General features: G+C 70.2%; 17 protein-coding genes. 9 read left to right on the top strand and 8 right to left on the bottom strand.

Annotated features, from left to right (window positions below):
* Positions 1-17 precede the first annotated feature (17 nt).
* Together WDJ58_RS13755 and WDJ58_RS13750 are read left to right on the top strand one after the other, a co-directional pair.
* Positions 18-4766 (top strand): alpha-2-macroglobulin family protein, encoded by a 4749-nt coding sequence (locus tag WDJ58_RS13755; RefSeq protein WP_338913836.1) that lies wholly within the window; start codon positions 18-20, stop codon positions 4764-4766.
* 304 nt (positions 4767-5070) lie between these two features.
* Positions 5071-7881: a DEAD/DEAH box helicase gene (locus tag WDJ58_RS13750; RefSeq protein ID WP_338917861.1), complete on the top strand. Its 2811-nt coding sequence runs from the start codon at positions 5071-5073 to the stop codon at positions 7879-7881.
* Positions 7882-7901: 20 nt separating this feature from the next.
* On the opposite strand, the gene WDJ58_RS13745 is transcribed toward WDJ58_RS13750, so the two are convergent.
* From WDJ58_RS13745 to WDJ58_RS13725, 5 genes are all read right to left on the bottom strand, one after another.
* Positions 7902-8219 (bottom strand): hypothetical protein, encoded by a 318-nt coding sequence (locus tag WDJ58_RS13745; protein WP_338913835.1) that lies wholly within the window; start codon positions 8217-8219, stop codon positions 7902-7904.
* Between the two features lie 131 nt (positions 8220-8350).
* Entirely contained in the window at positions 8351-9436 is a 1086-nt protein-coding gene (locus WDJ58_RS13740; protein ID WP_338913834.1) for an iron-containing alcohol dehydrogenase, read from the bottom strand.
* A 134-nt stretch (positions 9437-9570) separates the two neighbouring features.
* The gene (locus tag WDJ58_RS13735) at positions 9571-10803 is read right to left on the bottom strand and encodes an iron-containing alcohol dehydrogenase (RefSeq protein WP_338913833.1); all 1233 of its coding nucleotides are present in this window, start codon (positions 10801-10803) and stop codon (positions 9571-9573) included.
* 49 nt (positions 10804-10852) lie between these two features.
* Positions 10853-11086, bottom strand: coding sequence for a hypothetical protein (locus WDJ58_RS13730; RefSeq protein ID WP_338913832.1), 234 nt, complete (start codon positions 11084-11086; stop codon positions 10853-10855).
* A 56-nt stretch (positions 11087-11142) separates the two neighbouring features.
* Positions 11143-13350 (bottom strand): AAA family ATPase, encoded by a 2208-nt coding sequence (locus WDJ58_RS13725; protein WP_338913831.1) that lies wholly within the window; start codon positions 13348-13350, stop codon positions 11143-11145.
* A 117-nt stretch (positions 13351-13467) separates the two neighbouring features.
* Between WDJ58_RS13725 and WDJ58_RS13720 the strand changes: the two genes are divergently transcribed.
* The 3 genes from WDJ58_RS13720 to purD all read left to right on the top strand — a co-directional run bounded on the left by WDJ58_RS13720 (position 13468) and on the right by purD (position 16649).
* A complete protein-coding gene (locus WDJ58_RS13720) occupies positions 13468-13602 on the top strand; it encodes a DUF7128 family protein (RefSeq protein WP_338913830.1) in 135 nt (44 codons plus the stop codon).
* 83 nt (positions 13603-13685) lie between these two features.
* The gene (locus tag WDJ58_RS13715; RefSeq protein ID WP_338913829.1) at positions 13686-15146 is read left to right on the top strand and encodes an FAD-dependent oxidoreductase; all 1461 of its coding nucleotides are present in this window, start codon (positions 13686-13688) and stop codon (positions 15144-15146) included.
* 192 nt (positions 15147-15338) lie between these two features.
* On the top strand, positions 15339-16649 hold the full coding sequence (gene purD, locus WDJ58_RS13710; RefSeq protein ID WP_338913828.1) for a phosphoribosylamine--glycine ligase: 1311 nt from the start codon (positions 15339-15341) through the stop codon (positions 16647-16649).
* A gap of 37 nt (positions 16650-16686) precedes the next feature.
* Here the strand turns inward: purD and WDJ58_RS13705 are convergent, their stop codons facing one another.
* Positions 16687-17307: a hypothetical protein gene (locus WDJ58_RS13705; protein WP_338913827.1), complete on the bottom strand. Its 621-nt coding sequence runs from the start codon at positions 17305-17307 to the stop codon at positions 16687-16689.
* Positions 17308-17499: 192 nt separating this feature from the next.
* The gene (locus tag WDJ58_RS13700) at positions 17500-18660 is read right to left on the bottom strand and encodes an MFS transporter (RefSeq protein ID WP_338913826.1); all 1161 of its coding nucleotides are present in this window, start codon (positions 18658-18660) and stop codon (positions 17500-17502) included.
* A 146-nt stretch (positions 18661-18806) separates the two neighbouring features.
* Here WDJ58_RS13700 and WDJ58_RS13695 point away from each other — a divergent pair, with 146 nt between their 5' ends.
* Together WDJ58_RS13695 and WDJ58_RS13690 are read left to right on the top strand one after the other, a co-directional pair.
* The gene (locus WDJ58_RS13695) at positions 18807-19049 is read left to right on the top strand and encodes a hypothetical protein (RefSeq protein WP_338913825.1); all 243 of its coding nucleotides are present in this window, start codon (positions 18807-18809) and stop codon (positions 19047-19049) included.
* A 165-nt stretch (positions 19050-19214) separates the two neighbouring features.
* Positions 19215-21035, top strand: coding sequence for a DEAD/DEAH box helicase (locus tag WDJ58_RS13690; protein WP_338917860.1), 1821 nt, complete (start codon positions 19215-19217; stop codon positions 21033-21035).
* Between the two features lie 55 nt (positions 21036-21090).
* Here the strand turns inward: WDJ58_RS13690 and katG are convergent, their stop codons facing one another.
* Complete coding sequence (gene katG / locus WDJ58_RS13685) at positions 21091-23247, bottom strand: catalase/peroxidase HPI (RefSeq protein ID WP_338913824.1); 2157 nt, start codon at positions 23245-23247, stop codon at positions 21091-21093.
* A gap of 239 nt (positions 23248-23486) precedes the next feature.
* Here katG and WDJ58_RS13680 point away from each other — a divergent pair, with 239 nt between their 5' ends.
* Complete coding sequence (locus WDJ58_RS13680) at positions 23487-23816, top strand: 4Fe-4S dicluster domain-containing protein (RefSeq protein ID WP_338913823.1); 330 nt, start codon at positions 23487-23489, stop codon at positions 23814-23816.
* A gap of 189 nt (positions 23817-24005) precedes the next feature.
* Positions 24006-24857: an electron transfer flavoprotein subunit beta/FixA family protein gene (locus WDJ58_RS13675; protein ID WP_338913822.1), complete on the top strand. Its 852-nt coding sequence runs from the start codon at positions 24006-24008 to the stop codon at positions 24855-24857.

The following is a 24857-nucleotide window of genomic DNA, read 5'->3' as shown; positions in this document are numbered from 1 at the left end:
GGGTCACTCTCCCGCGTATGGATCGCCGTCGGGCCGTGCGTGTCGCCGGAGTCGCCCTCGTCGTCGGTCTCCTCCTGTGGGCCGGGTACGCGGCGTACGTGTTCAACCTGGAGGACGTCCAGTCGAACCAGCGGACGGTCCTCCTCGCCTCGGGGGAGGTCGCGCCGGGCGCGGAGACCACGGCCAGGGTCGTCGTGACCGACCGCGCGACCGGCGAACCCCTGGAGGAGACGAACGTCACGCTGTTCCTCGGCAACGGGAGCGACGGGCGGGTGGTCGGCAGCGGCGAGACCGGTTCCGATGGAACGCTCGCCGTCTCGTTCGAAGCACCCGACGAGACCGGAGATCACCGGCTCTCGGCCCGCGCCGATTCGCGACTGGGAACCGACGAGGTCTCGGCGCGTTTCGTCGTCGACCGGGACTACTCGGTCGTCGTCGACACCGACAAGCCCGTCTACCAGCCGGGGCAGACGGTACACGTCCGGACGCTCGTGCGCCGGGCCGGTGGGACCCCCGTCACCGACGAGGCGCGGGTCGTCGTCACGGGTCCGGAGGGCAACCGGCTGTTCTCGCGGAACGTCTCGCTCTCGGCGTTCGGGATGGGGAGCGTCGACTTCCCGATCTCCTCGGAGGGTCGACACGGCCGCTACCGCGTCAGCGTCGAGTACGGCGGCGAGGAGCAGGTCAGAACGGTCGAGATCCGCGAGTACCGGCTCCCGCAGTTCGAGGTGGGGTTCCGGGCGGGCGAGTCGTCCTACCGGCCGGGCGAGACGGTCCGGGCGACTGTCACCCCGGAGTACTTCTTCGGGGAGCCGGTGCGGAACGCCACCGTCCGCGTCGAGGGGGCGGGCTACGTCGGTGACCTCGAACCGTTCGGGACTGCGACGGCGAACACCGGTTCGGACGGCGTGGCGACGGTCGACCTGACCCTCCCCGACTACTTCGTCGGGACCGAGCAGTTCGACGGGCGCGGTCTCGCCGTCCTCAACGTCTCGGTGACCGACCCGGCGGGTCACACCGAGACGGTCACCCGGGAGATACCCGTCTCCGAGCGCGACCTGCTCGTCGAGGCCGTCCCGGCGGGCGGGCGGCTGGTTCCCGGCGTCGAGAACACCGTCTTCATCGTGACGTCCTACCCGGACGGCCGGTCGGCGCGGGCGACCGTCCGGGTCGGGAACCAGGTGCTCGAGACCAATCGGTACGGCATCGCGACCTACGAGTTCGTCCCGAACGAGTCCGACTCGCGGCTCCGGGTCGAGGCCCGGGCGGGCGGCGCGAGCACGCGGCGGACGGTCTACCTGAACCCCGAGGAGGAGGCCGTGGCCGTCCAGCTCGACGCCGGCGCGTACACGGTCGGCGAGCGGCTCTCGGGCCGCGTCCTCGTCGGCGATGCAGGGAGTCGGATCTACGTCGACGCGGTCTCGGGGGGACAGACGCTGGTGACGCGGAGCCTCGACGCCGAGAACGGGTCGGCGAACTTCTCCATCGACCTCCCGCCGGCTGCCCAGGGGGCCACGGAGATCCGGGCGTGGGTGGTCCGCTCGGACGGGTCGGTCGCGCGGACGACCCGTCCGGTCCCGGTGCGGGCCAGCAGCGACCTGAACGTGAGCCTGACGCCGAACCGGTCGGTGTACCGACCTGGCGTGCCGGCGTCGCTGACCGTCCGGACGAGCGAGAACGGCTCCGCCGTCCCGGCGGCGGTCGGCCTCGATGTCGTCGACGAGTCGGTGTTCTCGGTCAAGGCGCGCCGGGCGGGGCTCGCCCGCGCGGCGTTCGCGTTCGAGGCGGCGAACGATCCGACGCTCGTGGTCTACAACTACTCGATGGCGAACCTCACCGCGCCGCCGAACGACGACGCCGAGCGGACGGCACAGGCGGCGGTCGCCGCCTCGCTCGGCGAGACGAGCGGTGGCGTGACGGTCGACTCCTTCCGCGAGAAGCTCCGGGAGATCCGCCAGCGCCAGGCGGGGATGCGCGAGGCGAACGGGTACGCGCTCGGCGCGCTCCTGCTCGCCGTCCCCCTCGGCGTCCTCGGGGTGGGGTTCGCCCGCCGTGGCCGCGGGTTCGCCCGCGAGATGGGCGAGGCCCTCGGGTCGACGATCGTCGCCGCCGTCGGCGTCGGGGTCGTCGTGGTCGGTCTCGGTGCCCTCGTCGCGCTGACGAACGCGCTCGCGTCGGTCCTGCTCCTGGTGCTCTCGACGCTGACCGTCGCCGTCGTCTACCTCCTGGTCGAGCGCGACTGGTCGCCGTGGAGCGGCGGGGGGCTCGGTCGGGTCGTCGCCGCGGGAACAGTTCTGCTCCTCGCGCTCGTCGCGCTCGCGTTCGTCCTGGGCGAGTACCTGGACTTCGACCCGCTCGTGGGGATGTTACCCCTGCTGGTCCCGCTCGTCGCCCTGCTCCCGCTCGTCTGGGTGGCCGACGCCGAGGAGGCGTTCTCCGGCGAGCAGTTCGGGCGGGCGGCCGTCGCCGCCCTCGCGATACTGGTGTGTACCGCACCCGTCGCGGCGTTCACCTTCGGCTTCGGCGCGACCGGGGGCGCGGGCGGGGGCGACGCCGGCGGCGCGGAGTTCACGACCGGCGCGGGCGGTAACGGCGGTAGCGGGAGCGAGCCGAGTGGCGGCGGGAGCGTCGAGGTCCGTCAGTACTTCCCCGAGACGCTCGCCTCGCGGACGGTCCTCACCGGCGAGGACGGTCGCGCGAGCGTCGACCTGCGGATGGCCGACTCGATCACCACCTGGCGGGTCTCGGCGCTCGGCACGACCCGCGATGGGACTATCGGGAGCGAGACGGGGTCGATGCGCGTCTTCCAGCCGTTCTTCGTCGAACCCGACCTGCCCGTGCGGCTCACCCGGAACGACTCGGTCACGATCCCGGTGAGCGTGTTCAACTACGGTAACAGGTCCCGAAAGGTCACGCTCGAACTCGGTTCGGGCACCTGGTACGAGGCCGACTCGCGGACGGCGAACGTCACGGTCCCGGCGAACGCCGTGCGGAGCGCATCGTTCACCCTTCGCGCGATCGATCACGGCCAGCGGGCGCTCACGGTGTTCGCGGCCGGACGCACTCCCGAAGGGAACGTCACCCGCGACGCGATCCGTCGGTCCGTGACCGTCGATCCACCGGGACAGCGCCTCGCGGTGACCGAGAGCGGCGCGGTCTCGGGGACTACCCGCGCGACCCTGCCCGTACCCGAAGCCGCGTACCCGAACACCTCGAAGACGGTCCTGCGGGTGTACCCCGGCGCGTTCGGACAGACGCTCGGCGGCGTCGAGGCGCTGCTGTCGATGCCGACCGGCTGTTTCGAGCAGACCTCCTCCAGCCTCTACCCGAACGTGCTCGCGCTCCGGTACCTCGACGAGACGGGCCGGGCCGCCCCCGAGACGCGCCTGACCGCCGAGCGGTTCATCGCGCAGGGGTACCAGCGCCTCCTGACGTTCGAGACGAGCACGCCCGGGGGGTACTCGCTGTTCGGCGACGACCCGCCGAACCTCCTGCTCACCGCCTACGGTCTCCAGGAGATGAGCGACATGGACGAGGTGTACGACGTCGATCCGCGGGTGCTCTCCGAGATGCGGACGTACATACGCGACCGACAGAACGCCGACGGGAGCTGGCCGACCGACGGACAACTGGAGTATCCGCTCGGCGTCACGGGGACCGAGACGAGCACCACGGCCTACGTCACGTGGAGTCTCGCCCACAGCGGCGGGGACGGGCAGGCGGTCGACGACGGCGTGGCGTACGTCCGGGAGAACCTCGACGTTTCGACCACGGATACGATGACGCTCGCCGTGACGCTCAACATGCTCGTCGACGCCGACCGCGCCCCCGAGTTCCAGTCGCGGGTCGTCGAGGAACTCCGCTCGCGGGCGACGGCCGACGACGGGCGAGTCTACTGGAGTCACTCGAACCCAGGTGCCGAAGACGAGAGCGGGAGCGAGCGATCGGACGCCTACCGCTACGGCGAGAAGCGCGTGCTGACGACGGCGACGGTGACGAACGCGCTCGTCCGGGGCGACCACGCCGGGAACCTCCAGTCGGGGGCGCTCCGGTGGCTGGTCGAACAGAAGGGCGAGCGCGGCTGGGGCTCGACGCAGAACACGGTGATGACGCTCCGGGCACTCGTGAACGCCGAGTCCGGCACCGAGGCCGACGTCGGCGGGACGCTCACCGTCCGGGCGAACGGGTCGGTCGCCGAACGGGTCGACCTCTCGGGGGAACGCGGGGACGAGGTACAGACGTTCGTCCTGCCGGCCTCCCGCGGGAACAACTCCTACGCCGTAAGCGCACCCGACGCGGAGGGGCTCTACTACGAGTTCACGACCTCGTACCACGTCCCGTGGAGCGAGTCGCGGGAGGTCGATCGGACCGGTGGCGTCGGGCTGAACGTCGCCTGGGACCGGACGGACCTCGCGGTCGACGACACGGCGACGGTCCGGGCCGAGGTGTCGCCGGGCGAGGGGACCATCGGCACGGCCATCGTCGACCTGCCCGTCCCGCCCGGCTTCGAGGTCGAGGCGGAGTCGCTCGAACGGCTCGTGGAACGCGGAGCGGTGAGCCGCTACGAGACGCCCGGCCGACAGGTGATACTCTACCTGGAGGACGTCTCGGAACCGCGTTCACTGGACGTGGTCTACCGGGCGACACAGCCGGTCGAGGCGAGTTCCGGGGGTGCCGAGGCGTACGACTACTACAACCCCGACGATCGGGCGAGTTCGAGTCCCGAGTCGGTCACCGTGAACGCGACGGCGGACCGTGAGGGGTAACCCGTCGGTTCGAGGCCGCTCCGGGAGTGCGGTTGCCGACCGTGAAACCGGATCGAGCGGGAATGAAAGGGGCCGACTTCTCGACGAACCCCGGCGAAGCAAGCACCGCAGGGCACGAACGAGTGGAACGGGTGAGTGACCGAGCGCGTAGCGAGCCGCGGGAGTCGAGAAGTCGGGGCTTTCGAGGTGTTCTGTTCAGCGGATTCCGACCCTCTACTCCGATCGCTGCTGGGGTGGACCGGGGGGCTTAATCGCCCCGAGCCCGAAGGTCCGAGCAGTGAGCGACCCCGAGCCGGCGACGGGGATGGACGCCTTCTCGCACCTCCACCGCGAGGTCCGCGCGGCGCTCTCGGCGCGGGGGTTCGACGCCCCGACCGAGCCACAGCGTCGGGCCATCCCGACGCTCGCCGGCGGTCGGGACGGGCTCGTCATCGCCCCCACGGGGTCGGGCAAGACCGAGACGGCGATGCTCCCCGTCCTCTCCGCCATCGCCGGGCGCGAGCCGACCCACGGAATACAGGCCCTGTACGTCACGCCGCTCCGGGCGCTGAACCGCGACATGCGCGAGCGGCTGGAGTGGTGGGGGGATGTACTGAGTATCGAGGTGGACGTTCGGCACGGCGACACGACCCAGTACCAGCGCTCGAAGCAGGCCGACGACCCGCCGGACGTGCTCGTGACGACGCCGGAGACCCTCCAGGCGATGTTCACCGGCGAGAAGCTCCGCCGGGCGCTCGCCGACGTCGAACACGTCGTCATCGACGAGGTCCACGAACTCGCGGCGTCGAAGCGCGGCACGCAGCTCGCGGTCGGCCTCGAACACCTCGTCGAACACGCGGGAGCGTTCCAGCGGATCGGCCTCTCGGCGACCGTCGGCGACCCCGACGAGGTGGCGAGGTTCCTCACCGCGGGCCGGGGCTGTGAGGTCGTCGAGGTCGACGTCGGGAGCGAGATCGACGTCCGGGTGGTCGAACCCGAGATCGGTTCCGAGGACGAGCGGCTCGGGAGCGAGCTGATGACCGACGCGCGGGTGGCGAGCCACGTCCGGTTCGTCGACGAACTGGTCGCCGAGCACGAGTCGGTGCTGGTGTTCGTCAACACCAGACAGACCGCCGAGGGGCTCGGTTCCAGACTGCGGGAGTACGGGACGAACCTCGGCATCCACCACGGGTCACTCTCGAAGCAGGCCCGGGTGGACGTCGAGGATCGGTTCAAGGCGGGCGAACTCGACGGCCTGCTGTGTACCTCCTCGATGGAGCTGGGTATCGACGTCGGACGTATCGACCACGTCGTCCAGTACCAGTCCCCACGGCAGGTCTCGCGGCTTCTCCAGCGAGTGGGCCGGGCGGGTCACCGCCAGGACGTCGTCTCCAGCGGCACAGTAGTAACGACGCGGCCGGACGACACGTTCGAGGCGGTCGTCATCGCCCGCCGCGCGGCCGAGGGGGAGGTCGAACCCGCCGGGATCCACCACGGGAGCCTCGACACGGTCGCCAACCAGATCCCCGGGCTCCTGATGGGGTTCGGCGAACTCCCCGCCCGCCGGGCCTACGAGATCATCACCCGCGCCTACCCGTTCGCCGACCTGAGCGAGGAGGCGTTCAAGTCCGTCGTGCAGGAACTGTCGAACAACCACGTCCTCTGGCTCGACGAGGAGGCCGACCGCCTGGAGAAGTCCCGCGGGACCTGGGAGTATTTTTATAATAACCTCTCGATGATCCCCGACGAGGCGAACTACGAGGTCCGGGACATGGCCTCCGGCCGTACTGTGGGAACGCTCGCCGAGCGGTTCGTCGTCAACTTCGCCGAGCCGGGCGAGACGTTCATCCAGGGCGGGGAGATGTGGCGCATCACCCAGGTCGACGAGGAGGAGGAGCAGGTGCAGGTCACGCCCGTCGAGGACCCCGCCGGCGAGGTGCCAGCCTGGACCGGCTCGGAGATCCCCGTCCCGTACCCGGTAGCCCAGGACGTCGGCCGGCTCCGGCGCGACGCCGCCGACCGGTTCGAGGCCGGCGAAACTCGGGAGGCGGTCGCCCGGTGGCTCGCCGAGGCCTACCCGACCGACGAGCACACGGCGGCCGAGGCGCTCACGCAGATCGAGGACCACGAGGGACCGGTCCCGGACCACGAGACCGTCGTCGTGGAGTACTTCGGCCGGGACGTGGTCGTCAACGCCTGCCTGGGCCACCGGGCGAACGAGACGGTCGGACGGTTCCTCTCCTCGATGCTCGGCCAGCGGACCGGCTCCTCGGTGGGGATGGAGATCGACCCCTACCGCGTCGAGCTGGAGGTCCCGCGGGGGATCAGGGGGAGCGACGTCGTCTCGCTGCTGGAGGAGACCGACCCGGACCACCTGGCATCGATACTCGAACTCTCGCTCAAGAACGCCGACTCGCTCAAGTTCAAGCTCGCGCAGGTGGCGGCGAAGTTCGGCTCGCTCAAGCGCTGGCGCGGACAGGGGAGCAGGGGGTTCGGCCGCGACAGGCTGCTCGAAGCCCTGAAGGACACGCCGATCTACGACGAGGCGATCCGGGAGACGTTCCACCAGGACCTCGACGTCGACCGGGCGGCGGCGTTCCTCCGGGCGATACGGGAGGGCCGGGTCGCCGTCGAGACCCACACCGAGCGGACGAGCATCGGTCTCGGCGGGCGCTCGTCGGGCCAGGAGCTCCTCTCGCCGGAGAACGCCGACGCGAGCGTCATCGAGACGGTCCGCGAGCGCATCCAGGGGGACAGGGTGCTACTCGCGTGTCTCCACTGCAAGGAGTGGGACCGGAAACAGCAGGTGAAACGGGTCCCCGATCAGCCCGATTGTCCGAAGTGCGGGTCCACGCAGGTCGCCGCGCTCAACCCCTGGGCCGACGAGGTGCTGCAGGCGGTGCGGGCGAGCGAGAAGGACGCCGAGCAGGAGAAGATGACGCGGCGGGCGTACCGGTCGGCCTCGCTCGTCCAGAGCCACGGGAAGAAGGCGGTGATCGCGCTGGCCGCCCGTGGTGTGGGTCCGCACAACGCCGCGCAGGTGATCAACAAGTGGCGCGAGGACGAGGACGATTTTTACAGGGACATCCTGGAGAAGGAGCGCCAGTACGCGCGGACGAAGTCGTTCTGGGACTGATCGACCGGCGACCGCCGGATTCAGCCGTTACTCCCGGCGGAGTCCCCGCATTCGTCCGAATCCGTCCCGTCCTCGTGCGTGTATCCGCGATAGATGGCGTAGATCCCACCCGCGAGCACGACGAAGGAGAGCACGGCGACCGTGTCGTCGACGGGGGTCGCGAGCCACCGCTCGGCCGCCTGCTGGAGGAGTATCGCGAACCCGACCGCGCCGATACCGTAACTCCGGACGAACGCCGGCCGGGTCCGGTTTCCGCGCCGATAGTCGAGGTAGGCGTACCCGAACAGGATCGGGAAGGCGACGAGACCGAGCGCGACGACCCATCCGAGCGGCGTCATATCCGGGAGTACGAAGCCGTCGGTGAATGTCTTGTGTGCTCGTCCAGGGGGTGGTCCGCGAGAGACACCCCGACAGTATCGCCGGCGGGAGGGCTGGCACGGGAACCGCACACGGCGATACCCGGGACGCACTAGCCCCGCAGTTCGTGACTACCGACCATCTCGTCGGCGGTCCGGATCGCGTCGGCCACCTCCACGGGCGTCACCGATCGTGGCTCCTTCTCCATCCCGCGGTCGCACGCGATCCGCCCAGCTTCCTCGACCCCCGCGTCGTCGACGCCGAGTTCGGAGAGCGTGACGTCGAGCCCGCAGTCGAAGTAGACCGAGAGCGCCTCGTCGAACTCCTCCGGCTCGCGATCCTGGAGGACCAGTTCGGCGACCGTCCCGAACCCGACGAGGACACCGTGGGGCTCCCGGACGCCGATGTTGGTGAGCCCGCCCTGGATCGCGTGCGCGCCGGCGGTGCCGCCGCTCTCGAAGCCCAGCCCCGAGAGCAGGACGTTCGTCTCGACGACCTTCTCGAACGCGGGCGTGACGGCGTCGCGCCGTGCGGCGGCGAGCGCGTCCGGCCCGTACTGTCGGAGCCGGTCGTACGCCTCCCGCGCGATGCGGAGGGCGACGTCGCTCGACCGTCCGCCGGCGGCCGTCCCGGAGCCGGACCGGGCCACGGCCTCGGCCTCGAACCGGGTGGCGAAGGCGTCGCCCATCCCGTGCCGGAGGAACCGGACGGGCGCTCGCGCGATGACTCGCGTGTCGACCAGGACGATCTCGGGGTTGCGGTCGCGGTGGGTCGGACCCAAGACGTTCCCCTCCTCGTCGTAAACCACGCCGAGCGCCGAACACGGGGCGTCGGTGCTGGCGATGGTCGGCACGCTCACGAACTCGGTCCCGGTCTCGGCGGCGACGGCGGTCGCCACGTCGATGGCGACCCCGCCGCCGACGCCGACCACGACGTCCGCACCGGACTCCGCGACCCGGTCCGCGTAGTCCGCGACGGTGGCCCGGGTACACGCCTCGACGTCGTCGTCCACGGCGGGGACGTCGAACCCCGCCTCGTCGAGGCTGGCGGTCAGTCCGTCCGCCGCCACCGAGAGGGCGGTCTGACCCCCGAGGAGGTGGGCGGTCCGCCCCCGAAGTCGGCCGAGTGACTCCGCCGCGTCCCCGAGCACGCCCGGCCCCTGTACGTAGATTCCCGGTGCGATGAACTGCTGGAACATCGGTTCCGGAGGGTAGCGAGTAGGCAGTATAAAACTGGTGTCGGGAGTGATCGACTCCGGTGGCGGGCGAGAAGGACGGTCGCACCCGCGTGACCCCCAGTTTCCGGTTCCGGGCGTCGGCGGACCCCGCCGGATCAGGAGCGGCGGGGGCTGTCGGGCGCGAGCGCGTCGTCGTAGATCCTCACGAACAGCTCCTCGATCTCCTCCCGCGTGGGCTTTCGCGGGTTGTTGTCCGGCGAGCCCGAGTCGATGGCGTCCTGGGTCATCTTCCCCACGACGTCGAGGTACTCCTCGCGCGAGGGGACCTCGCCGTAGTCCTCGAGGTAGGAGGTGAGCTTCACGTCCTCGCACATCCGGAAGATGGCCTCGCTGGCCCTGTCGGCGGCCTCCCTCGTACTGTGCGACTCGTCGGCCGCGCCGAGCATCCGCGCGACGTTCGCGTACTTCTCGGGCGCGGCGATGGCCGAGAACTCCACGACGTAGGGGAGGATGAGCCCGTTGGCGAGCCCGTGAGGGACGTGGAGCTGTGCGCCGAGCGGCCGGGCCATCCCGTGGACGAGCGCCACGGAGGAGTTGCCGAACGCCTGTCCCGCCTGGAGCTGGGCGATCATCATGTCCATCCGCGCGTCGATATCGTCGCCGTTGGCCCACGACTTCAGGAACGAATCGGCGATCCGGCGGATGGCGTTCTCCGCGAACTCGTCGGTGACGCTATGGGACTTGACCGAGCCGTAGGCCTCGATGGCGTGGGTGAGCGCGTCGATCCCCGTGAAGGCGGTGTGGCTCTGGGGGAGCGAGGTGACGAGTTCGGGGTCCTCGATGGCGACCTCGGGGACGACGTTCTTCGAGACGATGAGGAACTTCGTCGAGGTGGACTCGTCGGAGACGACCACCGAACGGGTCGTCTCGCTCCCCGTCCCGGTGGTCGTGTTGACCGCGATTATCGGAGGAGAGGGGTTCGGGACGCCCTCGTAGCCCGCGCGGTCGACGCCGAAATCGCGGATGTCGCCGTCGTTGGCGGCGAGGATACCGACCCCCTTTCCGGTGTCGATGGAGGAGCCCCCGCCGAGCGTGACGATCACGTCGCAGTCGTGTTCGGTCCAGCGGTCGTACGCCGACTCGATGTTCTCGACCGTCGGATCGGGTCGGACCTCGTCGTAGACGACGACCTCGATCCCGGCCCCCTCGAGCGCCTCGCGGACCGTCTCGCCGTGGATGTCGAAGATCTGCTCGGAGGCGACGAGGAGCGCGGTCGAGCCGTACAGCCCCGCGTACTCCCCGACCTGCTCGACGGCACCCGGACCTAGCACGGTCTTCCCCGGGGAGACGACCAGCCGCGGTTCCCGTATCGTTGATCCGTCCGTCATGGGCGTCCGATTACGCCGTCCGGTAAAGTAGCTGTCCCTCGTGGAGGTCCTACTCCTCCGCGTCATCCCCGCTCGCCGCCTCATCCTCCTCGCCCTCGATCGCCTCGAGGTCACGTTCGAGTTCGGCCACGAGCGCCTTCCCCTCGGCGATGCGGTCGGCACGCTCCCCGGGGTCGACCTCGTCGGCCTCCAGCGCGCGGACGATGGCCTCGACGCGGCGGATACGCTCGTCGATCCCGCCGGGCTCTGCACCCTCCTCGTCGTCGGGCTCGTCCTCGCTCATGGTCCGTTGAGGGACGGACGGGACAAAAGACCGTCGCGGTCGCCACCGCCGGCCACTCACTCGGTCCGGTTCCGCTCGACGCTTCGCATCGCCGCGTCGAAGTGGGCTCCCGTCACGCTGACCTCCTCGGCGCGCTCGTTAGCCTCCGCAGGGCCGACCTCGCGGGCGAACTCGCGGATGGCCCGCATCGACGCCTCGCGGACCAGCGCCTCCAGCTCCGCGCCCGAGTAACCCTCGGTCTCCGCGGCGAGCGCGTCGAGGTCGACATCCTCGCCGAGCGGCTTCTCGTGGGCGTGGACTTCGAGTATCGCCAGTCGTGCCGCCTCGTCGGGGAGGGGGACCTCGACGTGCGATTCGAGCCGACCCGGGCGCAGGAGCGCGGGGTCGAGCGCCTCCCGTCGGTTGGTCGCCGCGAGCGCGACGACGTTCGGGTTCGACTCCAGACCGTCGAGTTCGGTGAGGAGTTGCGAGACGACCCGTTCGGTAACCTCGTGGTTCTCGCCGCGGCGGCCGGCGACGGCGTCGATCTCGTCGAGGAAGACGATGCTCGGCGAGGCCTGGCGGGCCCGGTCGAACAGCTTTCGCACCGCCTTCTCCGACTCGCCGACGTAGCGGTCGAGGATCTCGGGGCCGTCGACGTGGATGAAGTTCACCTCGCTCTCGCCGGCGAGCGCCCGCGCCAGGAGCGTCTTTCCCGTTCCGGGTGGACCGTAGAGGAGGACGCCGCTCGGCGGGTCCGTGTTGGTCACTTCGAACAGCCGCTCGAACTGGAGCGGCCACATCACCGCCTCCGTGAGCGTCTGTTTTGCCTCCTCCAGCCCGCCCACGTCGGCGAACGTCGCCGTCGGGGCCTCCGCGACGTACTCGCGCATCGCCGAGGGCTCGACCGACCCCATCGCCGTCTCGAAGTCCGCCGACGTGACCACGAGCTCCTCGCGGTTCGCGCGGTCGCGCAGGGCCGCCATCGCCGCCTCCTTGACGAGCGATTCGAGGTCCGCGCCGACGAACCCGTGGGTCCGGCCGGCGAACCGATCGAGGTCGACGTCCTCGGCCAGCGGCATTCCCCGCGTGTGGACGTCGAGTATCTCCCGGCGACCGGCCTCGCCGGGCGCGCCGATCTCGATCTCGCGGTCGAACCGACCGCCACGGCGGAGCGCGGGGTCGATGCTGTCGACCCGGTTGGTCGCGCCGATGACGACGACCTGTCCGCGGTCCTCGAGCCCGTCGAGCAGCGTCAACAGCTGGGCGACAAGCCGGTTCTCCATGTCGGCCTCGTCGTCGCGCGCGCCGCCGATGGAGTCGAGTTCGTCGATGAAGACGATGGCCGGCTGGTTGGCCGCCGCGACCTCGAAGCGCTCGCGGAGCTCCTGTTCGGAGTCGCCCTTGTACTTCGAGACGATCTCGGGGCCATTGATAACCTCGAAGTGGGCGTCGACCTCGTTGGCGACCGCGCGGGCGATGAGCGTCTTCCCCGTCCCGGGCGGGCCGTGCATCAGCACGCCCCGCGGGGGATCGATCCCCAGCCGGGCGAACAGGTCCGGCTCCGTCAGCGGGAGTTCGATCATCTCGCGGACGAGTTCGAGCTCCTCGTCGAGCCCGCCGATGTCCTCGTAGCTCACTCCGTATTCGGCCTCCGCCGCGGACGGGCCGCCCGTGACCGTCGCGTCGGCGTCGGCGTCGGCGTCGGTTCCACCTCCCGTCGTCTCCCGGGTGGCCGTGGACTCGGATCCGTGGCTCCCCGCGTCCGCCCCGCTGCGTCCGTCCGCTCCCGTCCCGTTCCCCTGCCCGACGACGGAGACCTCGGTCCGTTCGGTCACTCGGACGGTGCCCTCCGGATCGGTGGCGGTGACGGTCGCGCGCACGCCGAGGCGTTCCAGTCGGACGGTCTCGCCCTCCCTGAGTGGCCGATCCAGCAGGTCACGGACCACCGCACGGCGGAGGTCGTCGTCGGGGACCGACACCGGGACGTCGACCCGGACCTCCGCGGCGTCGGCGACGCTGATCGGCCGGACCGTCACCGTGTCGCCGATCGTGACGCGGGCGTTCGATCGCGTGTCGGCGTCGACCCGGACGGTCCCCTCGCCGTCGCGGGCCGGCCACACCTTCGCCACGGTGGGGCGCTCGCCCTCGATGACGACCGTATCCCCGCTGAGGACGCCCAGTTCGCGGCGTGCGCCCTCGGCGAGGCGGGCGACGCCGCGACCCGCGTCCCGCTTCTGGGCACCCTGTACCGTGAGCGTCACCGAGCGGTCCCCCGTACTCATGGTCCGGTGTAGGTGCCGGCCCGCCCATACGTGTTCCGGGGCGCACCGGCGCGACCGTCGGTAACCGGAGCGGGCGGTGTGAGAAACGCCTTTGCCGTCGGACGACGGATCCGTGATATGGTCGCCGTTACCGAGCGTGACGAGACGACGTGGTACCGCTGTGAGGAGTGCGGGCTCATGTTCGACGTGCGCGAGGACGCCCAGCAGCACGAGGAGAACTGCGACGCGGAGGAGCCCTCCTACATCCAGTGAACGGTCGCTGAAGGCGCGACCCCGGGGCGGTCCCGCCGCACGCGCGGGAACCGTTGAAGTCCCCCGCCGTCCCAGGTGGCGTCATGTCCGAGACGTTCGTCGTCGTGGGCGGCGACGCGGCCGGGATGAGCGCCGCGAGCAAGGCCAAGCGCGACGACCCGTCACTCGACGTGATCGTCCTCGAGCGGGGCGAGTGGGTCTCCTACGGCGCTTGCGGGATGCCCTACTACGTCGAGGGGAGCGTCGACCGCCTCGAGGATCTCGTCTCGGTGACGGCCGAGGAGGCCGTCGAGGAACGGGGACTGGACCTCCGGCGGTGGCACGAGGTGACCGACGTCGACACCGACGAACGCGTCGTCACGATCCGCAACGAGGAGGGGAGCTTCGAACAGCCGTACGACCACCTGCTGCTCGCCACCGGAGCCGAACCGACCCTCCCGTCGGTCGAGGGAGTCGACCTCGACTGCGTGTTCACGCTGAACTCGCTCGACGACGCCGACGCCATCCGCGAGGCCGTCGAGGGCGACGGGGTGACCGAGGACGTCGTGGGTGCTTCCGACGGCGAGGTGGTCGGGTTCCTCCGGGAGCGCGATCCGACCACCGTGGCCGTGGTCGGCGGGGGCTACATCGGCCTCGAGATGGCCGACGTGCTCCGGTCACGCGGCACGCACGTCCACCTGTTTCAGCGCTCCTCGCACGTCCTCTCGGCGTACGACGAGGGGATCGCCGAGATCGTCCAGGACCACCTCCGCGAGGAGGGGGTCGAACTCCACCTCGACGCGGGCGTAGAGCGCATCGAAGGAGACGGCTCGGGCGACGCTCACGCGATCGTCGCCGAGAGTGGTCGGACGGAGGTCGACATGGTGATACTCGGGACCGGCGTGCGTCCTCGCACTACCCTGGCCGAGGACGCCGGCATCGAGATCGGCGAGACGGGTGCCATCGCCACCGACGGGTACCACCGGACGAGCGCCCCGGACGTCTACGCGGCCGGGGACTGTGCGGAGGTCCGGAACGTCGTCACCGACGAGGTCGACTACGTACCGTTAGCACTGACGGCGAACCGGCACGGCCGCGCGGTGGGACAGACGGTCGCCGGCAAGCCCACCGAGGGCGGCCCGGTCGCGCGGACGGCCATCACGAAGGTCGTCGACCTCGAAGTCGCGCGGACGGGGATCACCGATCTCGACGAGGCCCGCGAGTACGGATTCGACCCTGTCTCGAAGACGATCTCCAGCCGGTCGCGCTCGGGGTACTATCCGGGCGCGGCCCCGATCACCGTCCGGCTGGTCGGCTGTCGCTCGACCGGCCGGCTCCTCGGGGCCTCGACCGTCGGGACCGACCGCGCGGGCAAGCGGATCGACACGGTGGTGGCGGCGCTCCACGAGCACGCCACCGTCGCCAACCTCGAGCGGTACGACCTCGCCTACGCACCGCCGTTCTCCCCGGTGTGGGACCCCGTGCTGACGGCGGCGAAGGTGCTCAACGGCGCGATCGACGCGCCGGACGAGCCGTCCGGTGCCGGGGACGAGCCGACGTCGTGATCGGGAGGAGCGGACAGGCGACACCCGCCGTCGACGCGCGAGGGGTCGTGTCGCGCTCCCGCGAGCCCCTCGCGGCGGCAGTCAGGTCACGGCGTCGGTGGTCCCGTCACCTCACTTGAACCTACGGTGAGGAGAGGAAAGACGGCGACCCGGAAGGCAACCTTTAGGCGGGACGCAGGCCGCCACTCGCGCATGACCGACACCGAGGAGACGGTGCTGCTGGTCGGCGGGGGGGGCCGCGAGCACGCTATCGCCCGCGCGGTCGGAGAGAGCGAGAACGCGACCCTCTACGCCTGTGCGTCGAACCGGAACCCCGGCATCGCGGCGGTCGCCGAGGGAAGCGAGACGCTCGAGGAGACCGACCCCGAGGCGGTCGTCGACTGCGCCGAGCGGGTCGGTGCGACCCTCGCCGTCGTCGGTCCCGAGGCACCCCTGCAGGCCGGTGTCGCCGACGCGCTCGACGAGGCAGGGGTCTACGCGTTCGGTCCGCGCGCGGAGGAGGCACGCATCGAGACGGACAAGGCGTTCCTGCGGGAGTTCATGGCGGAGAACGACGTCCCGGGAACCCCGACGTTCGAGACGTTCACCGACCCCGAGTCGGCGGCCGAGTTCGTCGAGTCCGCGGAGGACGACGTCGCGGTCAAGCCCCGGGGGCTCACCGGGGGCAAGGGCGTCAGGGTCACCGGCGATCAGGTGACGAAGGCCGAGGCCGCCGACTACGTCCGCGAGTCCGGCTACGACGACTGGGTCGTCGAGGAGCGCCTCGTCGGCGAGGAGTTCACCGTCCAGGCGTTCGTCGCGAACGGCGAACTGCGCGTCTCGCCGGCGATCCAGGACCACAAGCGCGCCTACGAGGGCGACGAAGGGCCCAACACGGGCGGGATGGGGTCGTACAGCGACGCTCGCTTCGAACTCCCGTTCATGCGCGAGGAGGACTACGACGAGGCCGTGTCGATACTCGAGGCGCTCGTCGACGCGCTCTCCGGCTACAAGGGGATCCTCTACGGCCAGTTCATGCTCACCGCCGACGGCCCGAAGGTCGTCGAGTTCAACGCCCGCTTCGGCGACCCCGAGGCGATGAACACCCTCCCGGTCCTCGAGACGGATCTCGTCTCGGTCCTGCGGGCGGCCCGCGACGGCGACCCGTTACCGGAGCTCACCTTCGAGGCCCGGGCCACCGTCTGCAAGTACGCCGTCCCCGCGGGGTATCCGACGGACCCCGCGGGCGGAACTCGGGTCGCCATCGACGAGGCGTCGGCCGAGGAGGCGGGCGCGCTCCTGTTCTACGCCAGCGTCGACGCCCGGGAGGACGGTATCTACACGACCACCTCGCGGTCGTTCGCCGTGGTCGGCGTCGCCGACAGCATTCGAGAGGCCGAGGAGCTCGCCGAGGCGGCCATCGACGAGGCCGGCGAGGAGGGGCTCCGCGTCCGCCACGACATCGGTACCTCGGAGCTCCTCCAGCGGCGGATCGACCACATGCGCGAACTCCGGGGGGAGTAACGCCCGATACCCGACACCCGACGCATCGCCCGCCGGACTACCCCTCGTCGGGTCCGGGCTCGTGGACCGTCAACAGCGCCTCAGCGACGTACTTCCGGGGGTCGAGCCCGGCGTCGAGGGTCGCCCGGAGATCGACCTGCACGCCGAGGCGCTCCGCGTCGTCGGACAGGTCGAACCGAAAGTCGACGGTGAACGATCCCGGCGACTGAGTGTCCAGGTCGGGGACTGCGAACAGCGTCCAGCCGAACCCCTCGCCCGACTGGAACCGGTACTGCGGGAACGGGTAGCCGCCGGGACGTTCGAGCGCGACGGTGAAGTCCGGGACCGAACCGTCCACGATCGGCCTGAACCGCAGCCGGTAGCGCTCGACCCCCGAGAGCTTCTGGGAGAGGTGCGACCGGAACCGTGCCCGGCCGTCGACGACGTCCGAGACGACGAACGTCGCGGTCACCACCTCCGAGCTACCGGCGGTGTAGACCACGCTCATCTCGCCGTCGTCACCGTGTTCGACGCTACTCGACAGGCGTCTGCTCGCGAGCGACGAGCAGCCGGCGAGGCCGGCTCCGACCGTCGTTGCTCCCGTCGCGAGCACCGACCGCCGGGATCGAAACGACCGACGACCGCCCGGCTCGGTCTCCGTGGAGGGATCGGGGACCATACCGACGCCGGGGGGTGGGTGCAGTTGAACGTTCCGGCTCCGTCGAGACTCCAGCGACGACCGAGACCGGGGGTGGAGAGGGATCGCAGCCGGGGGATCGACGACGACGGCGAAACGCAGTGTCGCGTTCGGGGAGCCACCAGGGGAACGGGCGACGTCGGCACGATCGGGACTGCGGTCCAGGATGTCAGTTCAGGACTCTGGGGTCGCGAGCGCGAGGCCGATACCGGCGAGGCCGACCAGGACCGCGAACGCGTACCCCGCGGTCCAGGAGACGTTCCCGATGAGCCAGCCGCCGACGGCCGGCGCGACGAGCGCCCCGAACGTGGACATCGAGGTGACCATCGCGAGGCAGGTCCCGCGCGTCCCGGGCTCGGCGAGTTCGCTCGCGTAGACGTAGTAGACGCCGATGGCGAGCTGGATGCTCGCGCCCGTGAGCAGCATCAGCGCCGCGAACGCGAGCGGCGAGGTGGCGACGGAGATCGCGACGATGAGGGGCAACGAGAGGACGAACGAGGCCACGATGACCGGGCGGCGACGGGCTTCGATCCGGTCGGAGATCCAGCCGCCGCCGGGTCGCGCGACGATCCCGGCGAAGGGCACGAGCGCCGCCGCGCTACCGGCTGCGGCGATGCTGATACCCAGCTCCTCCGTGGCGTACGTCGGCATCCAGGAGTTGAAGAAGAGGAACAGCGCGAACGAGCACGCCGACGCCAGCGAGACGGCCAGGATCGTGGGGTTCCGGAACGTCCGTCCGAACTGCGCCAGCGAGACGGCCTCGTCGCTCCGGACGGGATCGCGGACGGCGAAGTAGAGGATCGGAACCCCGACTATCGCCAGCGTCGGGTAGACGAAGAACAGCGTCCGCCACCCGGCCGCGTTCGCCAGGATCGGCCCGAGGAACTGCGCGATCGCCTGCCCGACCGGCCCCGAGGCGACGAACAGGCTGGTCCCGAGCGCGAGGCGTTCCTCCGGGAAGACGCGGCTCACGACGTTGGCGTTGGCCGTCCAGAGGAACGCCCCCGTGGCGCCGCCGACCAGGCGTGCGGCGAGGAAGACGGTGTAGTTCGGCGCGAGCGCGGTGGCGACGCAGGCGGCGACGAAGACGACCGTCCCACCGAGGACCAGGTGTCGGTTGTCGCGGCGGTCCATGACGAGCCCGCCGGGGAGGTTGGCGATCCCCCAGCTCAGGAAGAAGACGCTGATGCTCAGTCCCGCGGCCGTCTTGTCGATGCCGAACGACTCGGCGAACAGCGGGATGATGCTCGCGGGGGCGATGAGGTACGTGTTGAACCCGGCACCCATGCAGAAACACCCGAGCAGTGCGATCCACGGACGCCGGTTACGAGGCACAGTCACGGACAGCGTGAGGATGCACAAAAACCCCCCGCGTCCCCGTCCGGGGGTTCCGCTCCTCGTTCGGCGGCGGATCTCGACCGCGAACGTCGACGCTCTCGCCTTCGGACCGCTTATCAGCGACAGGTCCGTACGTGTGGGCGATGACGGACGCGGGATCGCTGGTTCCCCTCCACACCGGGACCCACACGGGCCTCTGGGGTGCGGTCGAGGTGGCGTTCGCCGTCGGCGTCCTCCTGGTCTCCGTCGGTCTCGTCGCGCGCTTGCTCCTCGCCGCACGGGAGGGCACCCCGGAGGCCCGTCTCGCCGAGGCGCTCGGAGACGAGGGAGCCGACGAGGAGCCCCCGTCCGCCGACGGATCGCCGCTCGACCGTCGGCGGGACTGACCGAACGCCCGCGGCCCGGACTCACGCACCTTTTGTCCGTCGCCCGCCTACACCGGGACAGTGACGAACGCAGACGAGTCTTCGGGGGCCGGGGGCGACCGCACAGACGGGGCGACCGGCGGGGGCCGAGCCGAGTCCGGGAACGCGGAGGACCCGACTCTCGCCATCGACGAGTTCTACGACGTACTCGAGGGGCAGTCACGGCCGCTGGTGACGGCGACGGCGGTCGCGGCGGCGCTCGGCTGCACGCAGGCCGAGGCCCACGCCGCGCTCTCGGAACTCGCCGAGGAGGGGCGCGTCGAGTCGCTCGACGTCGAGACCGATCCCGTGGTCTGGTACCCGGCCGACTGGAAGGAGACGCAGGACCGAGAGCGCGTCGTGGTGTTCCCGCGCCGCCGGGAGGCCGTCGTCGATCGCCCGTCCCAGTTCACCCGCGCCCAGCTCTCCCAGTTCGCCCACCTCGTCGATACGAATCGCGAGGAGGGCTACCTCTACCGCGTCCGCGAGGCCGACGTCTGGGGGGCGCCGCACGAGACGTTCGAGGGGCTCGAACGGACGATGCGCCAGGCGCTCGGCGGCCGGTACGACGACCTGGAGGGGTGGGTCCGCGACCAGTGGGAGCGGGCCCGGAAGTTCCGGCTCTACAGCCACGACGAGGGGTACGTCGTCCTCGAGGCCCAGAGCGCCGACCTCATGGGGAACGTCGCCGAGCCCAAGCTCGACGCGGGCGTCCTCCGCGCCCGGATCTCCGACACGGAGGCGTGGGTCGCCGAATCGAGGACGGCGGAGCTCAAGCGCACCCTCTACGAGGCGGGCTACCCCGTCCAGGACGACCGGAACCTCGACGAGGGCGACGCCCTCGAGGTCGACCTCGAACTGGATCTCCGGCCGTACCAGAACGACTGGGTGAGCCGGTTCGTCGAGGCGATGTCGGGCGTCCTGGTGGGCCCGCCGGGGTCGGGCAAGACGATCGCGGCGCTCGGCGTGATGGCCGCCATCGGCGGCGAGACGCTGGTGCTCGTCCCCTCGCGCGAGCTCGCCGAGCAGTGGCGCGAGGAGATGCTCGCACGCACCAGCCTCACGCCGGAGCAGATCGGCCTCTACCACGGCGGCGAGAAGAACATCCGGCCGGTGACGGTCGCCACCTACCAGACCGCCGGGATGGACCGCCACCGGATGCTGTTCGACGAACGCCGGTGGGGGCTCGTCGTCTACGACGAGGTCCACCACATCCCGAGCCCGATCCACCGGCGGAGCGCGGACCTCCAGACCAAACACCGGCTCGGGCTCAGTTCGACGCCAGTTCGGGAGGACGACAAGGAGCGGGAGATATTCACGCTCATCGGGCCGCCCATCGGCACGGACTGGGAGGCGCTGTTCGACGCGGGCTACGTCGCCGAGCCGGAGGTGGAGATCCGGCTCGTCCCGTGGGGTTCCGAGATGCACAGAAACGAGTACGGGAGCGCCGAGGGCCACGAGAAGCGCCAGCTCGCGGCGATGAATCCGGCGAAGGCGGACGAGGTACGGGAGATCCTTCGGGCCCATCCCGGCGAGAAGGCGCTGGTGTTCGTCGAGTTCATCGAGCAGGGCGACCGGCTGGCCGAGACGCTCGGCGTGCCGTTCGTCAGCGGCGAGACGCCACACGCCCGCCGTCGCCAGCTGTTCCGCGAGTTCCGGCAGGGTCCCCGGGACGTGCTGGTGGTCTCGCGGGTCGGCGACGAGGGGATCGACCTGCCGAACGCCGAACTCGCCATCGCCGCCTCCGGGCTCGGCGGCTCGCGCCGGCAGGGCGCACAGCGGGCCGGTCGGACCATGCGCCCCGTGGGCCGGGCACGGATGTACGTGCTGGCGACGCGCGGGAGTCGCGAGGAGGACTTCGCCCGACAGCGGATGCGACACCTCGCCGGCAAGGGGGTCCGGGTCCGCGAGACCGACGCGAAGGCCCGGACCGAAGAACTCGAATCCGAATCCGATACCGGGGAGTGACGCGACCGGAGTCGGATCGGGGAAACGAGAAGACGGAGAAGACAGGGACGCGTTCTCAGTCGTCGAGGTCGAACCGATCGAGGCGCATCACCTTCGTCCAGGCGTCCACGAAGTCGCCGACGAACTTCTCCTCCTCGTCGGTGCTCCCGTACACCTCCGCGATGGCGCGGAGCTCCGCGTTCGCCCCGAAGACGAGGTCGACGCGGGTGCCCTTCCGGACGACCTCGCCCGTCTCGCGGTCGTAGGCCTCGTAGACGTTCTCGTCCTCCGAGGACTCCTCCCACTCGGACTCCATGCCGAGCAGGTTCACGAAGAAGTCGTTGGTCAGCGTCCCCGGCTGGTCGGTGAAGACGCCGAGGTCGGACCCGTCGTAGTTCGCGTCCAGCGCGCGCATGCCGCCGACCAGGACCGTCATCTCGGGTGCGGTCAGGTCAAGGAGCTCCGAGCGGTCGACCAGGATCTCCTCGGCCGGGCGCTCGGCCTCGTCGCTCACGTAGTTCCGGAACCCGTCGGCCTCCGGTTCGAGCACCTCGAACGACTCGACGTCGGTCTGCTCCTGCGAGGCGTCCGTTCGACCGGGCTCGAACGGCACCTCGACGTCGTGGCCGGCGTCGGCCGCCGCTTTCTCGACGGCCGCGTTACCACCCAGGACGATCAGGTCGGCGAGCGACACCCTCGTCCCGTCGGAGCGCGAGCCGTTGAACTCCTCGCGGATCCCTTCGAGGGTGTCGAGGACGGTCGCGAGCTCCTCGGGGTTGTTCACCTCCCAGTCGCGCTGGGGCCGGAGGCGGATCCGCGCGCCGTTCGCGCCGCCGCGCTTGTCGCTCTTGCGGAACGTCGACGCCGACGCCCAGGCGGTCCTGACCAGTTGAGGGACGGTGAGGTCGGTACCGAGGATCTCCTCCTTCAGCTGGTCGGCCTCCTCGTCGCCGATCAGGTCGTAGTCGGCGTCGGGGATGGGGTCCTGCCAGAGCATCTCCTCGTCGGGGACCTCGGGGCCGAGGAGCCGCGAGGGCGGGCCCATGTCGCGGTGGATCAGCTTGTACCACGCCTTCGCGAACGCCTCCCGGAACAGCTCGGGGTCCTCCTGGAAGCGCTCGAGGACCTCGAGGTAGTCCTCGTCGTGCTTCAGTGCGACGTCCGTCGTCAGCATCATGGGAGTGTTGTTCTTCTCCGGGTCGTGTGCGTCGGGCACGCTTCCCTCGAGCTCCTCGCCGCTCTCGCCCGCCGGCTTCCACTGCCACGCGCCGCCGGGGCCCCGTTCCTTCTCCCACTCGTAGTCGAGGAGGTTGTCGAGGTAGCCCATGTCCCAGCTGATCGGTGCCTGGGTCCACGGTCCCTCGATGCCGCTGGTGATCGTGTCCGCCCCCTTGCCGGACTCGTGGTCGCTCTCCCAGCCGAACCCCTGTGACTCGATGGGGGCGGCCTCGGGCTCCGGACCGAGCGCGTCGGGGTCGTCGGCACCGTGGACCTTCCCGAACGTGTGGCCGCCGGCGATGAGCGCGACCGTCTCCTCGTCGTTCATCGCCATGTGGCTGAACGTCTCGCGGATGTTGTGCGCCGATCCCTCGAGGTCCGGCTCGCCGTTCGGGCCCTCCGGGTTGACGTAGATGAGTCCCATGACGGTGTTACCGAACGGGTTCTCGAGGTCGCCCTCCTCGTCGAAGCGCTCGGGGGAGGAGACCTCCATCTCGTCCTCGGGGCCCCAGTCGACGGCCTCGTGTGGTCGGAAGGCGTCCTCGCGCCCGCCGCCGAAGCCGAACGTCTCGAACCCCATCGACTCCAGGGCGACGTTACCCGTGAGGACCAGCAGGTCGGCCCACGAGAGCTTGCGGCCGTACTTTTGCTTGACCGGCCAGAGCAGCCGTCGCGCCTTGTCGAGGTTCGCGTTGTCGGGCCAGCTGTTGAGGGGGGCGAACCGCTGGCCGCCGCGGGAGGCACCACCGCGGCCGTCGGAGACGCGGTACGTCCCGGCGCTGTGCCACGCCATCCGGATCATCAACGGCCCGTAGTGGCCGTAGTCGGCCGGCCACCACTCCTGGGACGTGGTCAGTACGTCCTCGATGTCCGCCTTCACCTCGTCGAGGTCGAGTTTCCGGAACTCCTCGGCGTAGTCGAAGTCGGGACCGCGCGGGTCCCGCTGGCTGTCGTTGTGATCGAGGATATCCAGGTTCAACCGGTTCGGCCACCAGTACTCGTTGGACCGCTTCATGGTCGGTAGATTACCTCTTTGCCGTGTTAAGGTTTACTAACCGGGAACGTATTTTCGCTGCAGCCCAACAAACGTATCTCACCTATGAACCCCCGTCGGCGACGGCGTCGGCACCCCGTGACCAGTAGCCACCGGGAACCACTCGGAGACGGGGGTCGTGGACGGCAGGCCGACGCGAGGTCGGATACGGCGAACGGATTCGACGCCAATTATAAGTGCGGAGTTCGTGAACGTAGCTCATGGCCATTGACCCACAGTTCGAGCAGAACCGGGAGCAGGTGGACGAGCACAACGGGCACAAGGTATGGGGGCCGGTCGACGAGCCCGAGCAGCTCGGCATCCACGGGACCCACGTCGCCGTCGACTTCGACATCTGCATCGCCGACGGTGCCTGTCTCGAGGACTGTCCCGTCGACGTGTTCGAGTGGGTCGACTCGCCGGGCCACCCCGAGAGCGAGATCAAGGCCGATCCCGCCAACGAGCCCCAGTGTATCGACTGTATGCTCTGTGTCGACGTCTGCCCGGTCGACGCCATCGACGTCGATCCCGGCCGCTCGGATCGGACCTGATCGGCGCGCTCACATCCGAACGATCGGATCCTCGGTAACCGTTCCCGCCGGATAGCGCCCGGTCAGCGCCGGTGCCCGGTGAGCCCCGGCGCGTCGGGGCGGCGTCCCGCGGTTTGTCGCTCCGGGTTGACACACTACAATACTAAGACCTATTACGCATGAGGTCCGGAGAAGTGGTAGACGGCATCAATGCACACAGTGGTACTAACCAAAGGTGTTCCCGACTTCCGCGAGGGGCAGGTCTCCTTCGACGAGGACGGGCACCTGAAGCGCGGGGAGACCCCGACGGTGATGAACCCGAACGACAGGCACGCCCTCCGGGCGGCCCTCCAGACCAAGGTCCGTCACGGCGGGCGGATGAGCGTGATGAGCATGGGCCCGCCGGGCTACAAGGAGGTCCTCCAGGAGGCGATGGAGTCGGTGTACGCCGACGACCTCTACATCCTCTCGGACCGCGAGTTCGCGGCGGCGGATACGTGGGCGACCGCCATCACCCTGTCCTCGGGGCTCTCCCAGTTCGAGGAGCGGCCGGACCTCGTGTTCGCCGGCTTCAAAACCGCGGACGGGGAGACCGGCCACACCGGCCCGCAGGCCTGCTGGTGTCTCGATATGCCGATGGTCACCCACGTCATCGCCATGGACATCGACGAGGAGGCGGGGACCCTCCGCGCGAAGCGGCTCGTCGAGGGCGACGTCGAGGAGGTCGAGACGGTCGAGACCGACCTCCCTGCGTTCGTCGTCGCCGACCCCGAGTTCGAGCCCTCCTACCGGACGGCGGGCAACCGACTCCGCCACAAGGACCTCCGCGCCGAGGCACGCGAGCGGGCCGAGAACTACGAGGACCACCTCACGACGTGGGACCACGTCGATCTGAACCTCGATCCCGACTTCGTGGGGCTGGACGGCTCGCCGACGATCGTCGAGTCGGTCGACCCGATCCCGAAGGCCCCCTCCGAGCGCGAGGCGACGATGCTCACGCCCGAGGACACGGACGGTATGAACGACGTGCTCGAGGAACTCACCCCCTACGCCGCCGACTAA

This window comes from Salinirubellus litoreus (assembly GCF_037335815.1).
Taxonomy (GTDB): Archaea; Halobacteriota; Halobacteria; order Halobacteriales; family Haloarculaceae; genus Salinirubellus; species Salinirubellus litoreus.
The sequence above is the reverse complement of the archived record's forward strand: the minus strand, read 5'-3'. Positions and strand labels throughout refer to the sequence as shown.

Excerpts from the sequence above, each read along its gene's own strand:
- WDJ58_RS13755 (WP_338913836.1), top strand. The coding sequence starts at position 18 with ATGGATCGCCGTCGGGCCGTGCGTGTCGCCGGAGTCGCCCTCGTCGTC.
- WDJ58_RS13750 (WP_338917861.1), top strand. The coding sequence starts at position 5,071 with ATGGACGCCTTCTCGCACCTCCACCGCGAGGTCCGCGCGGCGCTCTCG.
- WDJ58_RS13745 (WP_338913835.1), bottom strand. The coding sequence starts at position 8,219 with ATGACGCCGCTCGGATGGGTCGTCGCGCTCGGTCTCGTCGCCTTCCCG.
- WDJ58_RS13740 (WP_338913834.1), bottom strand. The coding sequence starts at position 9,436 with ATGTTCCAGCAGTTCATCGCACCGGGAATCTACGTACAGGGGCCGGGC.
- WDJ58_RS13735 (WP_338913833.1), bottom strand. The coding sequence starts at position 10,803 with ATGACGGACGGATCAACGATACGGGAACCGCGGCTGGTCGTCTCCCCG.
- WDJ58_RS13730 (WP_338913832.1), bottom strand. The coding sequence starts at position 11,086 with ATGAGCGAGGACGAGCCCGACGACGAGGAGGGTGCAGAGCCCGGCGGG.
- WDJ58_RS13725 (WP_338913831.1), bottom strand. The coding sequence starts at position 13,350 with ATGAGTACGGGGGACCGCTCGGTGACGCTCACGGTACAGGGTGCCCAG.
- WDJ58_RS13720 (WP_338913830.1), top strand. The coding sequence starts at position 13,468 with ATGGTCGCCGTTACCGAGCGTGACGAGACGACGTGGTACCGCTGTGAG.
- WDJ58_RS13715 (WP_338913829.1), top strand. The coding sequence starts at position 13,686 with ATGTCCGAGACGTTCGTCGTCGTGGGCGGCGACGCGGCCGGGATGAGC.
- purD (WP_338913828.1), top strand. The coding sequence starts at position 15,339 with ATGACCGACACCGAGGAGACGGTGCTGCTGGTCGGCGGGGGGGGCCGC.
- WDJ58_RS13705 (WP_338913827.1), bottom strand. The coding sequence starts at position 17,307 with ATGGTCCCCGATCCCTCCACGGAGACCGAGCCGGGCGGTCGTCGGTCG.
- WDJ58_RS13695 (WP_338913825.1), top strand. The coding sequence starts at position 18,807 with ATGACGGACGCGGGATCGCTGGTTCCCCTCCACACCGGGACCCACACG.
- katG (WP_338913824.1), bottom strand. The coding sequence starts at position 23,247 with ATGAAGCGGTCCAACGAGTACTGGTGGCCGAACCGGTTGAACCTGGAT.
- WDJ58_RS13680 (WP_338913823.1), top strand. The coding sequence starts at position 23,487 with ATGGCCATTGACCCACAGTTCGAGCAGAACCGGGAGCAGGTGGACGAG.
- WDJ58_RS13675 (WP_338913822.1), top strand. The coding sequence starts at position 24,006 with ATGCACACAGTGGTACTAACCAAAGGTGTTCCCGACTTCCGCGAGGGG.